The following is a 21,963-nucleotide window of genomic DNA, read 5'->3' on the forward strand; positions in this document are numbered from 1 at the left end:
ATAATATTGATAATGTATTACTTACTATTATTACTCTTGTATAAATTCTGTTACTTTATCTATAAAAAGTATCCCATCTAAATGATCTATCTCATGGCATAAACACTTTGCTAGATCATCTTCTCCTGTTATTATAAATTCTTCTCCTTTTTCATTTAAAGCTTTTACTTTAACTTTTGCAGGTCTTATTAGCTTACCCCATTTACCTGGAATACTTAAACACCCTTCTATAACTTCTTGACTTCCTTCAGTTTCAATTATTTCTGGATTGACTAAATATATTGTCTCCTCTCCCATAGCTATTACAACGGCTCTTCTTAGAACACCAATCTGCGGTGCCGCTATTGCTGCTCCATTCTCATGATTATGCACTGTTTCTGCCATATCTTCAAGTAAGGTTAAAACTCTATTATCAATTTTTTCTATTGGTTTACTCTTTTTTCTTAATATATCATCACCTAAAACACGTATATTCCTTAATGCCATATTTGAAACCTCCATTATAGATATTATTAAATGCCAATAATTCTGTGTATTATATTTTACTATAAACTTATGACAACTTAAATACTTATTATATAATGATATTTAGAAATTTTCTAACTTAAGTTTTTTAGGTACGCTATAATATTATGGAAACTGTTTATTAGAAGATGTGAATTAATATGATTTTCTTTAATACAAAGGAGGTGTTTTATATGAAATATGGATGGCTAGATGAGTATTGCCTTTCTAAACAAGGAGCTAATAAAGATTTTAAGATAGAATGGAATGCAATAAGATACCTTATAGGAGGAAAAATGTTTGCTATGCAGGGAGAAGACAAAGATAAAAAAGCAATTATTACATTAAAATGCGAACCACCCTTTGGACAATTTTTAAGGGAACAATATCAACATATTGTTGCTGGATATTATATGAATAAAGAACATTGGAACTCCGTATATTTAGATGGAAATGTGCCTGATGATATTTTAAAACAAATGATAGATATGTCATATGATTTAATATTAAACTCTTTAAGTAAGAAAATGCAAAAAGAAATTATTAGAGAAACAAGTGATTAAATTAAGATATCTAAATAAGTAGAAATACTAAAAAGATGAAGCTTAGTTTATTCATTTTTATATCCTTACTAATAAGTTTTAGCAATCATATGCTCACCGTCTTGTATTTCGACTCATGCCTGATAATAATTTTTAATTATCAGGCATGGATAAAAATAATAATTAACTATTTATATCAGACCATTTTTACTTGCAAAAGTAAAAATGCCTATTCCTGCTGCAATTGATAAATTTAATGAATCAACAAGATCTGAAGAAGGAATTTTTACACTTGTCCCTATATCTAAAAAACTTTCATCAAGCCCTGTTGCTTCGTTGCCGAATATTAAACTAAAAAGATTTTCTTTTGAACAATTATCAATATTCAAGCATATTTCTCCTTTAAGCATAAAGGGATAACATGAGTGTCTTGAATACATTTCCCTATATTCTTCAAAAGAATTAAAGAGCTGAAAATTAATTCTAAACAATGCCCCCATAGAAGCTCTAACGGTTTTGGGATTAAATATATCAGCTGCTGGAGTAATTATTGCAAGATTACATATGTTGAACCCTGCCATGGTCCTTATTATAGTCCCTATATTTCCCATGTCACTTGGATTTACAAGAACTACATGAGGTTTTGACTTATCCAAAATGTATGAATGTTTTTCAAACACTCCGATAATATAACTATTCTCTTTCTGATTTATTCGAATAAAAGTTTTATCATCATACAGAAAAGGGATTTTATTATCTCTGCAAACCCTTTCCATTTCCTCTTTGTTAGAATATCTCGAATGGATATAAACTGCTTTAACAATTTCTGGCTTAATTTTTATCAATTCATAAGTTGCATATGCGCCAGAAGTATAAGAATAGTCAAATTCTTTCTTGTACGGTTTTAAAATTAAGTTGTTTTTCATATAGACCCCGCTCCTTAAAATATTAAAGTCTTTAAGGATGCAAAGCCTAAATGATAAACAGAATCATTTATGCAGCGATATCTCTCCTCCATGCAAAGCTCGCAGTCTGTTTATCAATAGACCTTGCATGGAGTACGCTCAGTGTAACGCCAAAATTTATTGCCATTAAAATCACCTCCCTTATATATAATAGTAACGTTGATTATAGCTTATAACGCTTTATATTACAATGTTTTAAAAACACCACTTTCTTTATCATTCAGAAATATTTCTACTTTTAACTGTTATGATATCATAATATTCTTTTGTTTTTTCAGTATGTTTTCCTTCCATATTTCTAATAACTATAAATATCAGTACATGAGGTTATGAGTTACTAAGAAAACCGCTCCTTGATAAATTCATCACATCCTACTAAGGTAATCTAAAATAAGATTCCAATCCATGCACAAGTCTACCATCTTCATTATAGAAATTCTTTAGTTCATTTATGATATTATCCAGTGAGCCATCTTTAAAATATCTTTCAAAAAAACTTTTTTCTAGTGGTCTTCCATATTTCATTATTGCCTCACTAGCCCTACTAAAGCAATCTCTGCCTGACATCATTAAACTAATCCACTTAAAACTAGTATCTTAATAGCCCATGTTTTTTACCTTACTTTGTTCGCTTTCTCATTACCACGTTTAAAATTACCTGTAATCTTAGTCATTATCAATTGTATTTCTCCTGTATTTGCTTTTGATACTCTATATGAAAAACTTCTTCTTTAAGTCTATCCCACTTATCTATATTATCCAAGTTGCAGATCCTCCCCATATAATCTGTATAATAAGTTTTATGTAGTTGACAATATATCACTTAATGAAAACTTCACTTATATTGAAAGGATACATCTTTTATAATTGATAAATTGATATGTACATGACGTTTTAAAAACATGTCTAATATATTTCTGAATAATGTAATATTAACAAACTTCTAAATGTCAAATCGCATATACGTCTTTTTTCTGACTTCCAATCTTTTTCTAATGCCAATCCAGTATACGTACCCCATTTTGTAAAATAATAATGACTTAATTTCTTTTTGAATATTCCATTGTTTTCTCTTAAAACCTTAGTAAGAAAATCAACCTGATCCTTTAATTCTCCAATATGATTTACTACTCCAAGCCTTGATAATAGCTCCATTCTATGAAACCATATCATCCAATCTTTATCTTCAAAAGTATTGATATATGGATTAAAATCATGCATACAGAATGAAGCTGGTGCAATTAATTGGTGTCCTTTTAGAACAAGTATGTCTGGAATAGGTGATAATTTTACTAATTGACGTATTGAAGAAATAACCATTCTTTTATTTTCTGTGCTTCTCCATTCTTTTGTAAAAGCAAGAAGTCTAAGGTCATATATGCTTGGCCATTTCACTTCATCTTTAAAAACTAATTTGTTCTTATACTGCTCTGTAATATCATCTATTTTATCTATAGTAAGTACAAATTTGAACTTATCTAACGCATATTTTATTTGTTTTTTGATAAATTCTTTATTTTCTATACCTGCATAAGTAAATATAGTGGCTCTAATTAACTGTGAACCTCCAAATCCTTTTTCATCTAATACCTTCCCAACATTAAATAGACATCCCTTATCAAATGTCTCTTCTCTTTTTTCTAATTCATTAAGCATTTTTTGAATTAATGATTGTTCTGACGATACCCCCTTTTCCGATAATACTCTTATCGCAGTTTCAACTCCTTTTTCACTATGAAAATCTTCATCTATCCAACCATCTGTATTTTGACTTTTCAAAAAACCTTGAACAACACTATCCTCTAAAATTTGACTTTGTAGTTCCCTTTTTTCACACAGACCTATTTCATTTAAAACTTCTTTTTTTATCCTATACTCTATGGATGGACAAGCATTATCTAATAAAAATTCTAATGTTTTATTCATCTACTTTCTCCTTTCTTGTCTAAAAGATGAGAGTCTTCTTCTAGAATTAATGGAGTCTTTCTAATACGTTTTTCATTCCCCATAAGATGAATTTACTTTTTATAACTTTCATTATATTTCTCTTTGTCTATACTCACTAAAGATACACCATCAGTACTAGATCTATGCTCAAAGCCTATATTTAGCAATGTCTTTTGACCATTGTTATTACTTATTGCTATACTGTCTAACATAACTTCTCCAAAAAACTCATTAAAATAATAGTCGAGCAGTAGTATGGTTGCTTCTTTAGCATAACCCCTACCACGATACTTACTTAAAATTTTAACATTAAATTCTGCTGTTTTAGTTATCTCATTATACCTGTGAAAACTTACTTCACCAACTGGTTCATCTTCAAGGCTATACACCAGACAATAAAAATTCTTTCCGTCTGTGGGTTGAACCATCTGATGATACCAGTCTTTTTTTCTACTATCTTAAAATATAATAGATCCACCTACATCTTTCATTGTTTCTTCATCAGCCCATAATAGTGATATAGAGTCTAGTTCTTCACAAGTTGGTTGTTTAATATATATATGACTACCAGTCTTTCTATATAAATGCCTGTTTATCATTGTCTTGGCTCCTATTTATTTTATAGAAGAAGATTCAACACTTAGGGATTATATATTAAGAACTTTTTAGACTTATCCTGTTTCATAATATATAAACAAGTTGAATTTATTATACTCATTAAATGATTATTTAACTTGGCATCTAAAAACTTCAGTTTCTTGTCCCTTTTCATCTTGCGTTTTACAAACAAACTCCCAACCTAGTCTTATGTAGTATTCAGAAGTATGTTCAGTTCTTAAATATAAGGATTTAAAACCCAATCCTTTTACTACCTCCTTAACTTGATTAATCAACATTTCTCCTATTCCTTGACCTCTATAATCAGGATCTATATACAATGATGCTAGCCAAGGGGTTAAATCTTTTTGGGTCTTTAAATCATTTTCGAAAATAGAAACAGTTCCTATGCACTCATTATCTATGATTGCAATAAGTGTTATTGGAAAAGATTCTATATTTGTATTACTAAAATACTCAACAACCTTTTCTAAATTTAGACTACCTTTCGCCTTTACAACGAACTCTCTATGAATCCAACTTGATACTATTTTAATATATTCAGGATGATTATATAAGTAATCTATATACATTTTAGCTCCTCCAATATAAATACGATACTATCCCTTAAATAAAACTATATTATCTTTAATCACTATACAAATCCCTTCAAAAATATCTATCATTCCACTCTTAATATTTCTTATTTTAGTAAAATACTTATAATTGTCCCCATTATCATCTTCTGTCCAAAAACTTGTTAAAACATATTCACCCACTAAATCATTAAATTCTTCTTTTAGTTCGCTATATTCAAAAATAAAATCTCCATCATAAATCTCTTTAATTTGTTTTATACTATCATTTATAATTTTCTTCTCATATATTTTTCTATTTGTAATATCATGCCATATATCCGTAGTCTGGCTATTATGCATATTTACAGATTTTAATAATTTCTTTTCTAAAGTTCTCTTATCTATTGAATATATGTATTCAATCTTATTTATAAAGTCTTTTGTCCTATAATAAATATTTCCATCATCCATACCAAAATATCTTGTCCAAGCAGTAAGTTCCGTTTTATGTATTTGAGAAAAAGGAATCATCTCATATCCATTTTTTATGGACTCAACAAATTTTTCTAAAGAAATGATATTAATACTTTCCCTATAACCATTTCTATAGAAGTCCTCCTTTTTACTCCCTTCCTCAAATTCATCTTCAAGTTCCCAATCTTCCATATAAGCTTCTTCAAAAACTATACACCTAACTCTATCAACAGTATAAGGAATAAAATAATCCCAGATCCCTAAGATAACTCTCTTATCCTTTACCCCATATTCTCTTTTATATTTTAAATCACATAAAATAGCATAATCATATTCACCTTTAATATCTTTTTGTACATCAGAATGTTCTTCATCGATTCCATAATCACAGCCAATTAAAAGAGCATATTCCTCACTCAAGATAATAACACCTGCATCCCTACTTATAGAATAAAGTTTATCTATTTTTCCATCTATAAGACTAATCCTATAAATAAGGGTTTCTACATGACTATTCTGAACCTTATATGAATCAGTATATATATAATCATTTAAGATACAACTATTATACGAAGCATACTCAGAAGTCTCTATTCCTTCTTCATTTATCTTGTAAATATGTTTATTTTTCATATTATATTTGTAAAAATATCTTTTACATATTCCTTCTTCACACTTTGTATCTCCAAAAATAAATTCGTTTTCATTAAATAAAATTATTTTATCTCTTTCAAACTCAAATTCCCTTAGATCAATTAAATTCATATATCCTCCCATGTGTAAATACTTTATCTAAGTCATAGAATATGTCCTAATAGTTCTTAAATGAACTCTGATAAGTTAATCAAGTATTTTTTCGAAATTTATACTATCGTGCCATTTCCCACTATGATAAATATATTTATTATAACGCCCAGTAAATTGGAAACCATTCTTAATTAAAACTATTTGTGAACCTATATTGTCAGGTGATGTTCCTGCTTCTACTCTATGAAGTTTATGCTTGTTAGCTGCTTCATCTAAAACAAATTTTACCGCACTTGTTGCATATTTTTTTCCCTGATGCTTTTCTCCTATTCTATAACCTAACTCAGCTTTATTAAAACTTCCTCTTATTATTGATACTAGATTTACTCTACCAACAATCTTGTCAGTATCATCCTTTATTAAATACATATATACTAATCCTTTTTCTTGTTCTTCTATTAATTCTTTCATTATCATTCTGAAGTTATTAAATTCATAATAGCTATCTCCTCTTGAGGAAACCATGCTCTCAAAAAAAGCTCTATTTTCAAGTTCAAATTTAAAAAGTTCTTCTTCATCTGATTTCTCAAGTAACTTAATAATAATATCTGCCATAAAAACACCCCTTTATCTTTTTTACCTGAATCTCACGATTAGGTAATCATTATAATGTTCAAACCCTAATGCAGTATAAGCTTTGACAGCAGGCATATTATTCTTTTTAACAGCAAGAGTTGGCATCTTACCTTTTGCAATAATTCTACTACATACTTCAGAGACGACCATTTTGCAATACCCCTTACCTCTTTCGTCTTTAACTGTATAAACACCACCAATCTGGTTGATTTTATTGGTATATGTCTGCACACATGCCTGTGCTACTATTTTACCATCTTTTTCTGCAATGATAAAATCCTCTTCTTCTCCTCTTTGAGTTAATGTTTTTCTAATATCTTCTCTCGTTGCAATTTGATTAAATCCATCTGCACGAGCTGCTACAATAAAATCAATTAAATCATCATTTACTACTTTATTGGCATCTATAAATTTTACTCCATCTAATATAAAGGGCTTGAAATTAGCGTTTATAAAATAAGAACTTTCATCATATTCCTGAGTTTCTTTATAATCTTTAATCTCTTCATATAAAGGTTTTATGATTTTTTCCATCCCTAGTAAAAATTCAAATTCTTTGTCCTTCATTATCTCTGCAAATAAAGGCACAGCATCATCTACCTCATAGTGAGGTATACAACTTCCTAGATTATAGAAAGATAAAATGCCTTTTAATACTTCTCCGTCAAAAAATCCATAGTAATCTGCACATCTTCTTATATCTTGTATATTATCAACACCAAATTCAATAATATTGGCATATAAAAATGATGTTTCAATCTCATTTCTATCAAGATATTCTAGAATTATTTTTTTATCAGGCTGTCTAAGCAATCTAATCATCAATACCACCTCCATAAAAATATAAAAAGCCCCACGGAATCACTCATAAGAGTGACTCCGAAGGGCTATAACCATTCGTGTAGGATCTCAATAATCCCTATGCTGCTCACATATCAATGCTTAAGCATACTCACTTTTTATGTATTATTACATATATTTTCCATATTGTCAACTGGTTCCCAACTGTTTACATCGGAATCTTTTTGATTATTTGAAAAAATAAATAATATTTGCATTATAAACTATCTAATTGAATCCCCATACTTTCAATGTCATCATAAAAGAGAACTTTGTTTGATATTCCAACTAATGTTTCAGATATATCAGAACCACCTTTTGCTATTGTGATAACAGGTATTCCTTTGGCATAAGCATATCCTGCCTCAATTCCTAATCCTACACCTTTCTCACTTAATTCAATAACAACCAAGTCACACATATCAATTTTCTCGAATGTTAATTTCATTAATTCATGAGGATTATACTCTATCTGTCGATTACTTTCGATGTCCCGAACAATACAAATTGTTTCATATCCTCTTTTTTCAAAGATTGATGAGATTTTATCAACAATTGATTTGTTACTATAATTTTCATGATATTTAATTCCTATATACACTCTCATATAGACTCTCTCCTCATTATATAGAGTTATTGTTAATACTTAACATATAGTACTCTCCCTTAGATTTTCTTTTTATAAAAAAATCCTCTATCTTCTATGTACTTAGTTAACTCAAATGACTTATTTATATCTTTAAAATCTGCTGATTGAATTGATGATATTAAAGTATAGCTTATTATTGTAGAATTTACCTGATCTTCATCCCATGGTAATCACTTCTTGGTTAGAAGCTATAATAGAATCCTTAATATTTAAAATGTGTTCGATAAAGAAATTATATAAAAATTAGATATAGGCATATACAAAAAGAGTAATATACCTTTATACAGAAAATATATTACTCTCTTAAAATTTCTATTTATTAACTTAAGTTATTTCCCTATTTTATCAAGATATTCTTGACCTATTTTATCAGCCATCAAAATAGCTGCATATATATCGTCTAAAGTTGTTCCTTCTGGGATATTGTATACTGAAGATTCTCCCTCTGGTACATACGCAATATTAACAACTTCTTTTATCTTTCTCTCTACATCTTCAGTTAAACCTAATTGTTTTAAGGTAACAGGTAGTCCAACATCTGTACAAAGTTTTAGTACATCTTCCAATTCTTCCTCTGACTTATCTTGTAAAACTAGTAATGCTACTGTACCAAAAGCAACACGATGACCGTGTAAAAACTCATGACATTCAGGAATAGCTGTCAATGCATCTTGAATAGAATGTGCACATGAGACTCCACCATTTTCAAAACCTATACCACTTAAATAAGTGTTTGCTTCGATAACATTCTCTAAAGCCTGAGTAACTACATTTAATTCAACGGCCTGAACAGCTTTTAATGCATCCCTTTTTAAGGTCTCATAGCAAAGTTTTGCCAATCCATATCCTGTTTGTGAAATATAACTTCCAACTACATTTTTCTTATGTTCTTCATAACCTACTCTTGCTTCAAAATAAGTAGCCAATGCATCACCTATTCCTGCTACTAAAGTGTGTACCGGTGCATTTGCTATCATTTGACTATCTACTAAAACCAAGTCTGGATTTGACTTAAAGAATTCAAAACCACAAACATTACCTTTCTCGTCATAAATTACAGCAACAGCACTACAAGGAGCATCAGATGACGCAATAGTAGGTGATATAATTACAGGAATATTAGTTTTAGCTGCAGCTGTTTTTGCTGTATCTAATACCTTTCCTCCACCAAGTCCTATAATTCCATTAAAATTACCCTTTCTTATAATATCAGCTACACGATCAATTTCAGCATATGTTATTTCTCCTGTAAATCTTTCAAAAGTACAGTTAATTCCTGCCTCTTTAAAGCCCTTTTCAATATCATCTTTTTTCATTTTTAAAGCTGTATTACCTGAAAGAATTAGAAAATTATCTCCAAAATCTTTTACTAACTGTCCTAATTCATCTAATGCATTCTTACCTTGTATATATCTAGGTGGTGCTTGGATTCTTATCATATTTTCTTGCCTCCTCGATGTTTTATGTGAAATTTTTAACCTAGTTATTTGTATGTTACTATATTTTTATTTTAAAATCAAGACAATTTCTTTCCTTCTCTAAATAGAATATTCACTTAAAACTCTTCTCCATTACAACATTTTACTATTATTATATAATTTACATTTACCTCCTACTCCCAATCCTCTGGTATCCTTCCTATCTCCGTATCTTTAAACCTTTCATGTCCAATACCCTTTGTAAGAAGCTTCTGCATAAGCCCTTTTTTAAGCTCCTTTGTTTTTTCTATAAGGTTATCGGTAATTTCTATTTGTTCGTCTACTGAGGATAGAATAGAGGCTTTTTTTTGTTGTTCTTGTAGTGGTGGAACTACTATTTTTAATGCTTTTAAATCTAAACTATTTATAGCCTCAAATGTACTACCTTGTGAAAACTTTTTTAATTCGTTTTGGTAAACTTGCAAAATATAGAATATATATTTAAAATGACTTTTAGCAATTTGCCTAATAGCCCCAAGACCTCTCCCAATACACGATTTAATATTATTGATATTTACATCTCCAACTGGCACTCTAACCGAAATTAAAATATCAAATGGATTGGCAATCTTTGTAGGTTTTGTACACCATTTCTTTACAATTGATTAATAGTACCAAATTCCGTTTTACCTTGAAAAAAGGTATACCTTTTGCATCTTCATTATAGCTTGATGAATCTGGAGATTGTCCCATAATTATTTTAGTAACTTCTCCTAACTTCCCAATCCTCTGGTATATCTCCTAATTCCGTCATCTTATATCCTTCTCTAACTTTCTTCACTTTTCTCACCTACTATCCTTCGTTACTTTCATTTCATCTAAATTGATTATTGCTCCTACTTCTTTCAAAAAGTCCATTCCTATTATGCCATTTATATCAAAACCATAATCCATGACTCCAACTTCAATTTTAAAATTCTTCAATTCCATGTCTCCAAGTATTATTGAATCTACATCCTTTTTATATACAAATTCTGAACCACCTATTCCAGAAATAGTTTCAATAATATCATCGACTTCTATTGTTATACCTATTTTATCAACAATATCCATCTTAAATACAGTTCCTCCTGAACCTGTATCTAAAAGTACATTATCAATAGAAATACTTTTACTCTTATATGAAAGTTTAATAGTGCAGAAAGGAAGTCCATATTTTAGATTGAGATTAGCCATTTTTTCGCACCCCAATCCAATTTCTTTCTTCTATGAATAGCTCTTCATTTTTAGTATGATAAACATACATTTCCCTGCTTTTATCTTTCTTATGTCTATTTGCATATTCCCTAAGAGCAGCTCTACCTTCATCATATACATTTATAATAGATAGTTCGTCAATAATTCTTTTTCCTGCCTCAGAACGAGCTTCTACAGCCTCAAATAAAAGCCATTTGTTAGGATACAGTTTTCTTGCCTCATTCCATTTCATTGATACAACCTCCCAACTTTTCAATTTAATCATCAATTCTCAGTTCTTTATTCTAAATTTCCTTATATTATGTCAAATCCTAGTTCTTCAAGGTAATGGTTTAGTTGTTCTTCTGATTCTTGTTTCTCCTCCGAAGTTACATATTTATACATTATAATCTTATTTTATCATATTGCTATTTTAATAAAAGTTGTAACTTTCTATATATCCTTTATTAGTATCTTTATTCTTAAAATCTCTAGCTATATAAAAAGCTATTGATACAAAACCTTTAAAGTCTTCATTATATCAATAGCTTTAATACATATAGAATATATTTACTTCACTATGAAATTAGAGATTTTACTTACCTATGAAACTATTCCATTCTACCCCATTTCATTTCTTCGCCATGTATATCATATTTTTTCCTCTTGGCTTTAATTTCTTCAATTTCTACTCTATATACATTAGTTCGTTTTAATCCTGCCTTAATTGCCATATTAAAGTAGTCCATCTTTGTTAAAGTGTATTTTTCACATATAAGCTTCATAGCTTTAATTTTCTCATCTTCATCTTCTACTAACTTTACTTTACCTTTCACAACTGCTGATTCGTATTCAGTGGTAAAGACCTTACTAATTAGTAGTACAGCCTTTGATTCATCTTTTACAATTTCATCTAATTCTTCTTTTGTATAGTTTTCTGGAATCTTTGTTTCTCCAACAAATGCTATACTAACTTTAGGACTTTTCTCAAATATCTTTACTTTTTTTCCATCCATTGCAGAATGAAAATACAAGTTGTTCCCATCTCTTACAATAGAAAGAGGAATTCCATAAGGTTCGTTATCCTCTCCAATCATAGAAAGAACTCCATATCTAGATTTATCTATGACTTTAAGTCCAAATTCTCTACTCATTTCTCTATCTTTTCTTCTCATAATCCCACCTACCTGATACATATTCTCATTCCATATAATATCTTCTAATCTGCTATAATTTTACTAACAATCGACCTGAAAATTCAACAATAAGCCCTTCTCTATCAATACTTATAAATCTATGTTCATTACATAAATAATGAACATAGTTATTTTCTTCCTTAAAATGATTAAAATTATTACTATTGGTTTGTTGCCTTCTTTGGATAATGATCATTTTATGAAGCTAAGCCTTTTATCCTGTTTAAATGATTTTCTTGAAGGATTTCCTTCAACTCTAAAAATTATATCATCTGTTAAATCATAGATTGATGACCAGACCGTATCAAGTCCTTGCTTACGATCATATTGGCACATAAATCCCATCTTTCCAGATAAAAGATTTTTTGCAAAATCTAGTGAATAATCTTGGTTGTTTGTAAATGCATTTACTAATGTTTCATATCGTTCATGAGAATGTATATCATCAACACCATCAAATTGGTATTCCTGCATTTCACGAGATATAAAATGATTGGTTGTAAAGACATAATTTTTTCCTTCTCTAGGGGCTAGGATAACAACTTTATCACAATTACATTCCACAACTGCAATATTACCAGACTTGTCTGCCAGTGTAATTGTCTGCGGTGAAGCAATAGGGATTTCTTTTAATGCTAAAATAGCTTCATCTGTTGTTTTACATTTCTCTAAAATATATCTGACAAGCATTCCTGCATTAAATCCAGGCTTTATCTTTATGGGATAAATAAAAGTCAATCCAGCTGCTAATCCATGTTCATTGACACCATCTTCCATTTCTGTCCATGCAGTCGTATTGCCAACAAATGAATAGGCATTATTCAGCTTATAATAAGAACTATCACACAACTTTTCCATACTCACAATAAAATCACTATTTTTACCAAAGATGGTTTTCCCCTTGTAAGAGAAAGCAAAACAAGAACATTTATTATCAAATACAAAGCAATACATAGTAAAAAGAAAGTCTGCTATATGCATATAATCAATTTGTAATCCATCTGCCATGCCCTTTATTTCTTCAATTATTTCCGGATAAAATTTCTCGTAAATTGGCAGACATTTTGCTGCAAATTCTTTTCTCTCATCATTTATAGGTATGTTATCTATGGGATTAACACCTTTTTTATGCAATATATTCCCATAACGTAGTCCTGCTTCATAGTGACTGCCTTTCCATCTTGAATGATACATAATTTCACTCTCCTATTTTCAATTTGAGAGCTAACGTTAACTCATACTACAAGCTTAGTTTAATAAAAATTTTATGTCAAGAGATATATTAATATTGTGTATTCCCTTGTATAATTTCTTTTCGACTACACATTTTTCAACTTATTGGATATTTTATAAAAACTGCAAAATATTCATTAATTTAATTCTTTCATAATATATAAAAAGCATATACATAATTAGCAGATAATAATACTTAAATCCCAAAATGAATTAACCATTTATTTTCTTTGATTGCATCACAAATTTTCTTAGTCAATTCTTTAAGTTCTTTTGATTTATACTTAGCATTTTCTTCAATAATAATATTTAAGAATTGTTTAAGAGACTTGGGAGGTATTAATGTCACTCCATAATATGCAAGATCTTTATATGGTCTATTTGTATTATGTGCAAATGTTTCAAGGTTTTTCATTTTATCTCCAAATCCCTTATAATAGATTTCATCAATAAGGTCACCATCAACAGAAATACAATTATATTTTTCAGGTTCATAGAAATCATAATCTTTATTTTTTTCAATACAATCAATTATTCCAAACTCATGGATATAAGGCATGAACAATCCCCCCAACATAAAATATTTCAGTTTTTAAATTTTTATAAAAGAATAATGCATCTATATAGAAATGGCACTGAAGATAAAACTATATTTCATTAAAAAGTATTATATGGGAATAATGAGGTTAACTTAGATAATATTAAAACTTCCTCCATAATTAAAGGCATTCTTTGGTTATTAATAATAAATTAACTTTATATTTCTACTTTTATTTACTTCTATGATGATTTTTTCTTTTTAAAAAATAAAATCCTACAATACATATAATTACACCTGTAATGGCAGGTTTTAAAATGGCCATACCTGCATTACCACTAAAAACAACACTCCATAATACCTTTAATATAGCAGCTGAAATAACAACCCAGAAAAGCCATTTCCAATTTCTCTGCCAAGCAGCTAGAATAAGCATTACAAAAAAAGTGGGAATGGTTAAACTCATTAAAATTTTTGTAATGTTCCATGTACCTTTCAAATAATCCATTTCATAAGAAAGGAAAGATAATACATTTAGATTACTGGTTTCTGGTGCTGGAAACCAAAACATACTTGTAAATAGTGCAAAGATTGAAGCAAATATACCTGTCCAGCTCTTTTTAAATGCAAACACTACTATAGGTATAATAAATATTGGTCTTATATACCAACTAAGAATATTATGATGTCTTTCAAATGCCCAGTTAAAAAATAAATCATTTGTAAGAAAAACAACAATAAATATTATTGTAGCCAAGGCAAAACACATACCCAATATAAAATCTGTTTTCCTATTCAACATAAATAGACCTCCTTTAAATTATTATCTATAAAAGTTATCTTTATTTGAAATTCCTTTAAAAATAATATTTAATAGCGAATTAACCAATTGATTAACCTCTTCTTCATACTGTTCATAATTAATCTCATTATATTTATCCATCATATAATCAATTACTGTCTGATTTAGAGATTGTAATAACATACTTAGTGCTAAAGTATCTACATTATCTTGTATCTCACCTTTAGATTTTGCTTTATCTATCATGTGAACAAAAAATAGTGAAGACTTCTTTTCTCCCTCCTTTAAAACTGCTGACTTTGCAATATTATCATTCTCTTTTGAAAATTGTTCTCCTAGAGCTGCATACATAGGATAAGTTTTAGTAAATTCTAATCCTTTTTTAAATAGTAAACGAATTTGTTCAAATAGAGATAAAGTTTGAAATCGTTCAAGAGCAGTATTGAAAAACTCTATTTTAGTATTAATGGCTATAGTCATAATATAAACATACAAATCTAACTTATCTCTAAAATATTGATAAAAGCTTCCTTTAGCTATATTAGCTCGCTTGCATATTTGGTTGATACTAGCTAAGTTATAATTAGCTGAAGAGAATTCTTCTAGAGCTGATGAGATAATTGCGTCTCTTTTTTCCTCAGGTAAATTAAAAAATGTACTTTTAGGCACAATTAGTCCTCCTTTCAACAATGTGACCACATGGTCATATTGTTGGTTTTATTTTATTATACTAGGTTACTTTTGTCAATAACAATGTAGATATAATGTGAAGAATTCAATATATATCCCATAATATTTGCACAAGTTCAACCAATCGTAAGATATAAATATTATAATCCCTTAATTACTTTTTTCTAAGAAGATAAAAAATCAGGAGAATTCATGGATTAAATCATGAACTCTCCTGATTTTAAAAAACTTTATTTTATTAAAACAACATTCCTGTAACCTGAAAATAAAGTTCTTCAAGGAAAGGAAATAGGACTAAAAGCTAAGTCATAAAGGATTAGGTATATGAAACTTGTTTAAGTGATAGAAATTAGAGATTTTTTTGGTAACTATTAGTAAACTACTCACTACTTCTACAAGGGTGAGTAGTTTTTTCTTCCCATTTATGTCCTCTATATCGGTGTATAAAGAATGCGGCTCTTACATACCAATCACAAATCATGGCTATCCAGACACCAAACATTCCAAAACCCAAATATCTAGCAAATAATATCCCAAGCCCAATCCTTATAATCCACATGGAGCCTATGCTTATTATCATGGCATATCGTACATCCTTTGCAGCCCTTAGTGTATTCGGAAGAGTAAAGCCCAATGGCCATACTAAGCAAGCATTTATTCCATAGAATATTATTATCTTTCTTGCAAGTGCAGCAGTTTCTGGTGACAGATTATATAGCTTCAATACAAATGGCGATGTCAGTATTATAATTCCGTTTACTAGAGCTAAAGCTATATAAGTATATTTATGAAGTACCTTTGTATAATATCTGGCCTGGTCATAATCCCCGGCTCCAACACACTGACTGACTACAGTAACTAAACCTAGTCCTATGGCAGCACCAGGAAGAAATTGAAAAGCTGTAAACGTACTTGCAACTGCATTTGCTGTAATAGCTGCAGTTCCAAATTCAGATACCACACTTAGTAATAATATCTTACCTAGCTGAAACATGCTGTTTTCTATTCCATTTGGTATTCCTATCTGTAGGATATTCTTAACCAATTTACCATCAAATTTATATTTGAAGGGCTTACTTATATGAATAATAAGACTTTCATCCCTGAGCAACAAGACTATAATTATAGCAGCCACAGCCCTGGACACAAATGTTGGAATGGCAACTCCCTCAACTCCCATACGAAATCCGTATATTAATATTGCATTTCCAACTACATTGATAGCATTCATTATTAGGGAAGTCTTCATAGTGATTTTGGAATTTCCCATCGCCCTAAATAATGCTGCCCCACTGTTATATACTGCTATAAACGGAATACTTGCAAATACAATCATCATATAAGTATTGGCATATTCTTCAACAACAGGTTCAATGGAGCCAAATACCACATTTAATATAAACCTTCTACCAGTATACATCACTGCCATTATGACCAGTGAAATAAATGTTACAAATACTATGAGTTGTTCTCCTGCCTTTGAGGCTTTTTCATTCTGATTTCTTCCTATATACTGCCCTGCAACCACAGCTCCACCTGTTGCCAATGCTGCAAATATATTTATCAGCAGAATATTTACTGAATCCACCAAAGATACAGCCGATACTCCACTTTCTCCAACACTTGCAACCATTATGGTATCCGCCATACCAACGGCAACTGCTAGTAATTGCTCAACTATGAGTGGTATAATGAGATGAATAAGAGTTTTTCTGGAAAAAATATAGTTTTCTTTTATATCTTTTTTCAATGTCTCAAGTCCCTTCAAAATAAAAAAACCATCTAAGTATTAAAAAGATAGATTTCCTTAATTTATTTGTATAATTTGAGATAATTATATTAGAAAAAATTTAATAAATCAAATTTTACATGTTCAGATTTTTATTATATAGGTAATCTTTTTAAGATTTACATTTTTCCTGCTTTTGAAGAACTCTATTTTATTAGGACAAAGTAAAGAATACCTTAGATGCATATTTATCTGCAACTAGATTATACTCATATCCAAACTCTGGTAGCCCTCTATCAGTATCTTTATTATAAGGTAGCGAATTAACTTTTCTATAAACTGTTGCATCTTTATACCAACCAACTATTTAAGAAATGTTGAAAAAGACTATCCTCATTATTCTATTTCCTCCCAAAGTGCTTTATATAATTCTTTAGTTGGTTCATGTAAGTTTTTCTCATACGCTTTATACATCTCACTAATTAAGTTTGTTAAAATCACTGCACTACAATCAATATGTTCCACTCTCATATTATATCTATTTTTAAATGGATGTAAGGTACACCTATTAATACTTTTAGTCTTTTAAATCTTAGTAGTTAGCTCATTTTCAAGTTCATCTAACATATTCATTATATTATCTACTTTTTCTACTATGCGTTTTTGTTCTTCTAAAGGTGGTAATACAAATAGTTCATTTCTTAACATAGTTAATGATAAGAATGGTTGTGCTCCCCCTTTTGTCGAAGCTTTCATTAATTCTTTTCTTCCTTCTAAAAAATATAATAAATATTTAGGTATAAATGACTCTGCACAATACCGTTTAAAAAGTGCAACATTTTTTATAGCAATGTCAGTAATATCAGTAATCATTACCATACTTCCAATATTTCCACCTATCATTGAGTAGATAATATCTCCTGATTCAACTTTAGACCTTTTAATTATTTTTTCATAATCCTCTTTACTTATATATTTAGTCTTTTCAAATGTAAGTTTTCCATTAAGAAAGTCTTTTCCTGTTATTAATGGATATTTTTCTTCTTCTACATATTTAGGGGTATCATGTGTACCATCACGAACATCTATTACTTCTGCCATTCTAACCCATTCCCATCCCTCAGGTATCTCAAAAGATTTTTCTTCCTCTGTTATCTCTGGCAATGGTTTTTCTTTTCTTATTTTTCCTTCCCTTATTAACTTTTCCTTTTCTTCCTTATTCAAGTCCCTGTTGCATACCAGCTCCCATAGATTTTTTATTATCTTTAGCTTCTATTATTACAAGGGGCATATTAGGCTTGTAGCTTAAAATATAATCTGCTCTTTTTCTTTTCCCTCTGGCTACAAGATTTCCCCTGACAATAATTCTACCATCTGTAAAGCTATATTCAGCTCTTACTTGAGTTTTTATATCCCATCCTGCTTTTTCTATAGCAGGGATAATGTATCTCATTTTTATGTCTTCTTCTGATAAAGATTTTTTATTCATGACCACTATCCTCATTCCTTTTCCTATTGTATATATTTATAAAGTTTTGGAATATACTGGACAATCTTGCCTATATTATACCATATTTTTTAATATAGTTAGATACATAACATCATTAAACCTTAAATCTTATAATCTACAATATTTTTATATTATTTTTCTTATATTTATCCTTAAATCCTTAATTTCTTTTTCCTGCTCTAACTATGTAATCTGAAAATAAAGTTCTTCAAAGAATTGGGGCAGGGATAAGAATTAAGAGATAAGGAATAAGGAAAGGAATAAGAAGGGGAAACAGAGTGGTTTCAAGAGGTTGAGAGAAAGAGGAAAGAGAAGGAGAAATATAAAAAGCAGGAGATTTTATGGGATTTATTCCATGTTCTCTCCTGCTTTTGAAGAACTTTATTTGATTTAGACATTATTCATTTATTAACTACAATTCTCTTCTATTTTCTATAGCTTTAGATAAAGTCACTTCATCAAAGTATTCTAGGTCTCCTCCTACAGGAATTCCATGGGCTATTCTTGTTACTTTGACTCCTAAAGGTTTTATTAACTTTGATAGATAAAGAGCTGTTGCTTCTCCTTCTACTGTTGGATTAGTAGCAAGAATTATTTCCTTTACTTCTCCATCACCCAACCTATTTAAAAGTTCTTTTACCTTTATATCATTAGGTCCCACATTATCCATAGGAGAAATAACTCCATGAAGTATATGATATAATCCTTTATATTCTCTAGTTCTCTCCATAGCTATAACGTCTTTTGCCCCTTCTACTACACATATAATAGACTTGTCTCTTGAGTCATTTTTACATAAATAACAAGGGTCATCATCCGTTAAGTTACAACATACACTACAAAACCTAATCTTCTCTTTTGCATTGGTTATGGCATTAGCTAGCTTATCTGCTTCTAACGATTCCATTTCCAGTACATAAAATGCAAGTCTTTGAGCAGTCTTTCTTCCTATGCCTGGTAGCTTTGAAAGCTGTTCAATTAAATTTGCAATAGGCAATGCATAATAATCCATTTAAAAGCCTCCCACTAGAACAGTCCTGGTATGTTCATTCCTCCAGTAAGTTTCTTCATTTCTTCTGCCATCATATTTTCCGCTTTTCTCAAAGCTTCATTAACGGCAGCCATTATTAAGTCTTGTAACATTTCTATGTCTTCTGGATCTACTACAGATTCATCTATAGTAATTCCTAATATTTCTTTTTTTCCATTTACTTTAACAGTTACTGCTCCACCACCAGAACTTGCTTCTACTTCTGTTTCTTCTAATTGGCTTTGCATTTCCTCCATTTGCTTTTGTACTTTCTGCATTTGCTTCATCATATTTCCCATGTTACCCATTCCTGGGAATCCACCTCTTGCCATAGTAATTCTCCTTCCTTATTTTATTTCTACTATATCTTTTCCAAAGAAGTCTATAACTTCTTTTATTGCTTCTTCTTTATTATCTTTATTTTCAACTAGAATTTCAGTTTTTTTTTCATCTATTACAAAATTAACAGTTATATTTTTATTAAAATAAGAAGAAACTATTTGTTCAACAAAGTCCTTATGATTCTTTCCACTTACAGCTTCCTTATGGAAACCATATCCTTCTTTATATCCAATGGTGAGTAAATTGTTATTATAGGAAATTGGTATTCCTTCCATTAAAAGAGCATAAGTATTGATTCTTTTATCCTTTATCATTTTCAATATCTTTGACCATTCTTTTGATATAGTTTCAAAAAGTAATTCCTTTCCATCATCAACTATATTAATTGATTCTTGGTTCAATTCTTCTTTAGGCTCTTCTTGAGATTTTTCCTTAGGTTTATCTTTTTTAACTAAAGGACTACTTTCCTTCCCAACAATTTCTTCCTTAACATCGACTTTCTCAGTTTTTATCCCCATCTCAAGTCTTTTAATTCTTTCTTCTAAATCCATTTCTTTTTCTAGTTTAATTAATTTTATTGCTGCCATTTCCAGAATAATTCTTGGTTGGGTTGACCATTTAGCTTGACCTTCACTTATACTGAGTATATCCAAGGCTTTCAAAATAAAGTTTATGGTCATACTTTTACTCTGATGAAGATATTGATTTAAAGTATCTTGATCCATATCTATTATATCTATTGGATTTTGAGATGTTTTTACAACCATTAAATTTCTGAAATGATAGATTAAATCCTTAATAAATTGATGAATATCCTTTCCATTTTGGATAGTCTCATCTATAACAAGTAATACTTTTTCTAATTCCTTGTCTTTAATATTATCTACCATATTAAAGATTAAATCTGTATTAGCTATTCCTAATATATTTACCGTATCCTCATAAGTAAGATCTCCTTCTTTAAAAGAAATACATTGATCCAATAAGCTTAATGCATCTCTCATAGCTCCATCAGAATTTCTAGCTATTAGATTGAGAGCTCTATCTTCTACAGAAATATCTAAATTATCACATATACTTTTCATATTTTCCATTATATCCTTGGTAACTATCCTCTTAAAATCAAACCTCTGACAACGAGATAGAATAGTTTGGGGCAACTTTTCCATTTCTGTAGTAGCCAGTATAAATATTAGGTGCTTTGGAGGTTCTTCTAAAGTTTTAAGAAGAGCATTAAAAGCTCCTTTTGAAAGCATATGAACCTCATCTACTATATATACTTTATACTTAGCCATAGATGGAGGATATATAACCTTTTCTCTCAAATCTCTGACATCATCTACACTATTATTACTAGCAGCATCCATTTCCATTACATCCATTATACTTTCATCTAGTATCCCTGTGCATACTTCACATTGATTACAGGGATTTCCATTTATAGGATTTAGGCAGTTTACTGCTCTAGCAAATATTTTTGCTGTAGAAGTTTTTCCAGTTCCTCGAGTCCCGGCAAATAAATAGGCATGACCAATATTTCCCTTTAATATTTGATTTTTTAAAGTGGTTGTTATATGTTTTTGCCCTAATACTTCATCGAAGTTTTTCGGTCTATATTGTCTGTACAAAGCTTGATACATGAGCTTCACCTACATTTTTATTAATATATTATATTATAACAGATTGGATACACTTTTACACCCATTATATTAATATGACTTTATTTATAGTTGACATATTTTTTATTTTTAGTTATAATA

The 21,963-nt window shown here is 29.7% G+C and carries 26 protein-coding genes and 2 pseudogenes; 1 reads left to right on the plus strand and 27 read right to left on the minus strand.

Annotation, left to right across the window (positions count from 1 at the left end; genetic code table 11):
* Positions 1-30: 30 nt before the first annotated feature.
* Positions 31-486 carry a peptide deformylase gene (gene def, locus KQI42_RS03905; protein WP_216516925.1) on the minus strand — a complete coding sequence of 152 codons (456 nt, stop codon included), beginning with the start codon at positions 484-486 and terminating at the stop codon, positions 31-33.
* A gap of 212 nt (positions 487-698) precedes the next feature.
* On the opposite strand from def, the gene KQI42_RS03910 reads away from it, so the two are divergent.
* Entirely contained in the window at positions 699-1,067 is a 369-nt protein-coding gene (locus tag KQI42_RS03910; RefSeq protein ID WP_216516927.1) for an MmcQ/YjbR family DNA-binding protein, read from the plus strand.
* 170 nt (positions 1,068-1,237) lie between these two features.
* Here KQI42_RS03910 and KQI42_RS03915 read toward each other — a convergent pair whose 3' ends face one another.
* The 26 genes and pseudogenes from KQI42_RS03915 to dnaX all read right to left on the minus strand — a co-directional run bounded on the left by KQI42_RS03915 (position 1,238) and on the right by dnaX (position 21,843).
* Positions 1,238-1,972: a TrmH family RNA methyltransferase gene (locus KQI42_RS03915; RefSeq protein WP_216516929.1), complete on the minus strand. Its 735-nt coding sequence runs from the start codon at positions 1,970-1,972 to the stop codon at positions 1,238-1,240.
* Positions 1,973-2,386: 414 nt separating this feature from the next.
* Complete coding sequence (locus tag KQI42_RS03920; protein WP_216516931.1) at positions 2,387-2,581, minus strand: hypothetical protein; 195 nt, start codon at positions 2,579-2,581, stop codon at positions 2,387-2,389.
* Between the two features lie 336 nt (positions 2,582-2,917).
* Entirely contained in the window at positions 2,918-3,937 is a 1,020-nt protein-coding gene (locus KQI42_RS03925) for a hypothetical protein (RefSeq protein WP_216516932.1), read from the minus strand.
* Positions 3,938-4,029: 92 nt separating this feature from the next.
* Positions 4,030-4,392 (minus strand): annotated as a pseudogene (locus KQI42_RS03930) (GNAT family N-acetyltransferase); the annotation flags it as partial.
* A gap of 24 nt (positions 4,393-4,416) precedes the next feature.
* Complete coding sequence (locus KQI42_RS03935) at positions 4,417-4,557, minus strand: hypothetical protein (protein ID WP_216516936.1); 141 nt, start codon at positions 4,555-4,557, stop codon at positions 4,417-4,419.
* A gap of 126 nt (positions 4,558-4,683) precedes the next feature.
* The gene (locus tag KQI42_RS03940; RefSeq protein ID WP_216516938.1) at positions 4,684-5,148 is read right to left on the minus strand and encodes a GNAT family N-acetyltransferase; all 465 of its coding nucleotides are present in this window, start codon (positions 5,146-5,148) and stop codon (positions 4,684-4,686) included.
* A gap of 27 nt (positions 5,149-5,175) precedes the next feature.
* Entirely contained in the window at positions 5,176-6,372 is a 1,197-nt protein-coding gene (locus KQI42_RS03945; RefSeq protein WP_216516940.1) for a hypothetical protein, read from the minus strand.
* A 75-nt stretch (positions 6,373-6,447) separates the two neighbouring features.
* Positions 6,448-6,969, minus strand: coding sequence for a GNAT family N-acetyltransferase (locus KQI42_RS03950; RefSeq protein WP_216516942.1), 522 nt, complete (start codon positions 6,967-6,969; stop codon positions 6,448-6,450).
* A gap of 21 nt (positions 6,970-6,990) precedes the next feature.
* The gene (locus KQI42_RS03955) at positions 6,991-7,812 is read right to left on the minus strand and encodes a GNAT family N-acetyltransferase (protein ID WP_216516944.1); all 822 of its coding nucleotides are present in this window, start codon (positions 7,810-7,812) and stop codon (positions 6,991-6,993) included.
* 235 nt (positions 7,813-8,047) lie between these two features.
* A complete protein-coding gene (locus tag KQI42_RS03960; RefSeq protein WP_216516946.1) occupies positions 8,048-8,437 on the minus strand; it encodes a nucleoside 2-deoxyribosyltransferase in 390 nt (129 codons plus the stop codon).
* A gap of 371 nt (positions 8,438-8,808) precedes the next feature.
* Positions 8,809-9,918 (minus strand): glycerol dehydrogenase, encoded by a 1,110-nt coding sequence (locus KQI42_RS03965; RefSeq protein ID WP_216516948.1) that lies wholly within the window; start codon positions 9,916-9,918, stop codon positions 8,809-8,811.
* 173 nt (positions 9,919-10,091) lie between these two features.
* A complete protein-coding gene (locus tag KQI42_RS03970; RefSeq protein ID WP_343231642.1) occupies positions 10,092-10,559 on the minus strand; it encodes a restriction endonuclease subunit S in 468 nt (155 codons plus the stop codon).
* A 184-nt stretch (positions 10,560-10,743) separates the two neighbouring features.
* The gene (locus tag KQI42_RS03975) at positions 10,744-11,133 is read right to left on the minus strand and encodes a retropepsin-like aspartic protease (RefSeq protein ID WP_216516952.1); all 390 of its coding nucleotides are present in this window, start codon (positions 11,131-11,133) and stop codon (positions 10,744-10,746) included.
* A complete protein-coding gene (locus tag KQI42_RS03980; protein WP_216516954.1) occupies positions 11,126-11,386 on the minus strand; it encodes a hypothetical protein in 261 nt (86 codons plus the stop codon). Before KQI42_RS03980 ends, KQI42_RS03975 begins: the two co-directional genes overlap by 8 nt.
* A 358-nt stretch (positions 11,387-11,744) precedes the next feature.
* Complete coding sequence (locus KQI42_RS03985; RefSeq protein WP_216516956.1) at positions 11,745-12,308, minus strand: pyridoxamine 5'-phosphate oxidase family protein; 564 nt, start codon at positions 12,306-12,308, stop codon at positions 11,745-11,747.
* Between the two features lie 213 nt (positions 12,309-12,521).
* A complete protein-coding gene (locus KQI42_RS03990; protein ID WP_216516958.1) occupies positions 12,522-13,523 on the minus strand; it encodes a C45 family autoproteolytic acyltransferase/hydrolase in 1,002 nt (333 codons plus the stop codon).
* 235 nt (positions 13,524-13,758) lie between these two features.
* Positions 13,759-14,121: a hypothetical protein gene (locus KQI42_RS03995; protein ID WP_216516960.1), complete on the minus strand. Its 363-nt coding sequence runs from the start codon at positions 14,119-14,121 to the stop codon at positions 13,759-13,761.
* 211 nt (positions 14,122-14,332) lie between these two features.
* Positions 14,333-14,902, minus strand: coding sequence for a hypothetical protein (locus KQI42_RS04000; protein WP_216516962.1), 570 nt, complete (start codon positions 14,900-14,902; stop codon positions 14,333-14,335).
* A gap of 21 nt (positions 14,903-14,923) precedes the next feature.
* Entirely contained in the window at positions 14,924-15,571 is a 648-nt protein-coding gene (locus tag KQI42_RS04005; protein WP_216516964.1) for a TetR/AcrR family transcriptional regulator, read from the minus strand.
* Between the two features lie 400 nt (positions 15,572-15,971).
* The gene (locus tag KQI42_RS04010) at positions 15,972-17,360 is read right to left on the minus strand and encodes an MATE family efflux transporter (RefSeq protein WP_343231640.1); all 1,389 of its coding nucleotides are present in this window, start codon (positions 17,358-17,360) and stop codon (positions 15,972-15,974) included.
* Positions 17,361-17,717: 357 nt separating this feature from the next.
* Entirely contained in the window at positions 17,718-17,846 is a 129-nt protein-coding gene (locus KQI42_RS21235; protein ID WP_281420287.1) for a hypothetical protein, read from the minus strand.
* 60 nt (positions 17,847-17,906) lie between these two features.
* A complete protein-coding gene (locus tag KQI42_RS04015) occupies positions 17,907-18,545 on the minus strand; it encodes a restriction endonuclease subunit S (protein WP_216516968.1) in 639 nt (212 codons plus the stop codon).
* A pseudogene (locus tag KQI42_RS04020) lies at positions 18,541-18,816 on the minus strand (type I restriction endonuclease subunit R); the annotation flags it as partial. The gene KQI42_RS04015 and the pseudogene KQI42_RS04020, both read right to left, overlap by 5 nt.
* Before the next feature lie 427 nt (positions 18,817-19,243).
* Positions 19,244-19,843: a recombination mediator RecR gene (recR, locus tag KQI42_RS04025; protein WP_216516972.1), complete on the minus strand. Its 600-nt coding sequence runs from the start codon at positions 19,841-19,843 to the stop codon at positions 19,244-19,246.
* A 14-nt stretch (positions 19,844-19,857) separates the two neighbouring features.
* Entirely contained in the window at positions 19,858-20,193 is a 336-nt protein-coding gene (locus KQI42_RS04030) for a YbaB/EbfC family nucleoid-associated protein (RefSeq protein ID WP_216516974.1), read from the minus strand.
* 15 nt (positions 20,194-20,208) lie between these two features.
* Positions 20,209-21,843 (minus strand): DNA polymerase III subunit gamma/tau, encoded by a 1,635-nt coding sequence (dnaX, locus tag KQI42_RS04035; protein WP_216516976.1) that lies wholly within the window; start codon positions 21,841-21,843, stop codon positions 20,209-20,211.
* Positions 21,844-21,963 lie beyond the last annotated feature (120 nt).

The organism is Tissierella simiarum (genome assembly GCF_018917865.1).
Taxonomy (GTDB): domain Bacteria; phylum Bacillota; class Clostridia; order Tissierellales; family Tissierellaceae; genus Tissierella_C; species Tissierella_C simiarum.

Bases quoted from the DNA above. Each gene is read 5' to 3' on its own strand.
- KQI42_RS03940 (WP_216516938.1), bottom strand. From the start codon at position 5,148: ATGTATATAGATTACTTATATAATCATCCTGAATATATTAAAATAGTA.
- KQI42_RS03925 (WP_216516932.1), bottom strand. From the start codon at position 3,937: ATGAATAAAACATTAGAATTTTTATTAGATAATGCTTGTCCATCCATA.
- KQI42_RS03920 (WP_216516931.1), bottom strand. From the start codon at position 2,581: ATGATGTCAGGCAGAGATTGCTTTAGTAGGGCTAGTGAGGCAATAATG.
- KQI42_RS03995 (WP_216516960.1), bottom strand. From the start codon at position 14,121: ATGCCTTATATCCATGAGTTTGGAATAATTGATTGTATTGAAAAAAAT.
- dnaX (WP_216516976.1), bottom strand. From the start codon at position 21,843: ATGTATCAAGCTTTGTACAGACAATATAGACCGAAAAACTTCGATGAA.
- KQI42_RS04000 (WP_216516962.1), bottom strand. From the start codon at position 14,902: ATGTTGAATAGGAAAACAGATTTTATATTGGGTATGTGTTTTGCCTTG.
- KQI42_RS03915 (WP_216516929.1), bottom strand. From the start codon at position 1,972: ATGAAAAACAACTTAATTTTAAAACCGTACAAGAAAGAATTTGACTAT.
- KQI42_RS03985 (WP_216516956.1), bottom strand. From the start codon at position 12,308: ATGAGAAGAAAAGATAGAGAAATGAGTAGAGAATTTGGACTTAAAGTC.
- KQI42_RS03960 (WP_216516946.1), bottom strand. From the start codon at position 8,437: ATGAGAGTGTATATAGGAATTAAATATCATGAAAATTATAGTAACAAA.
- recR (WP_216516972.1), bottom strand. From the start codon at position 19,843: ATGGATTATTATGCATTGCCTATTGCAAATTTAATTGAACAGCTTTCA.
- KQI42_RS03975 (WP_216516952.1), bottom strand. From the start codon at position 11,133: ATGGCTAATCTCAATCTAAAATATGGACTTCCTTTCTGCACTATTAAA.
- KQI42_RS03965 (WP_216516948.1), bottom strand. From the start codon at position 9,918: ATGATAAGAATCCAAGCACCACCTAGATATATACAAGGTAAGAATGCA.
- KQI42_RS03980 (WP_216516954.1), bottom strand. From the start codon at position 11,386: ATGAAATGGAATGAGGCAAGAAAACTGTATCCTAACAAATGGCTTTTA.
- KQI42_RS03990 (WP_216516958.1), bottom strand. From the start codon at position 13,523: ATGTATCATTCAAGATGGAAAGGCAGTCACTATGAAGCAGGACTACGT.
- def (WP_216516925.1), bottom strand. From the start codon at position 486: ATGGCATTAAGGAATATACGTGTTTTAGGTGATGATATATTAAGAAAA.
- KQI42_RS03935 (WP_216516936.1), bottom strand. From the start codon at position 4,557: ATGATAAACAGGCATTTATATAGAAAGACTGGTAGTCATATATATATT.
- KQI42_RS03950 (WP_216516942.1), bottom strand. From the start codon at position 6,969: ATGGCAGATATTATTATTAAGTTACTTGAGAAATCAGATGAAGAAGAA.
- KQI42_RS03955 (WP_216516944.1), bottom strand. From the start codon at position 7,812: ATGATTAGATTGCTTAGACAGCCTGATAAAAAAATAATTCTAGAATAT.
- KQI42_RS03945 (WP_216516940.1), bottom strand. From the start codon at position 6,372: ATGAATTTAATTGATCTAAGGGAATTTGAGTTTGAAAGAGATAAAATA.
- KQI42_RS03910 (WP_216516927.1), top strand. From the start codon at position 699: ATGAAATATGGATGGCTAGATGAGTATTGCCTTTCTAAACAAGGAGCT.
- KQI42_RS04030 (WP_216516974.1), bottom strand. From the start codon at position 20,193: ATGGCAAGAGGTGGATTCCCAGGAATGGGTAACATGGGAAATATGATG.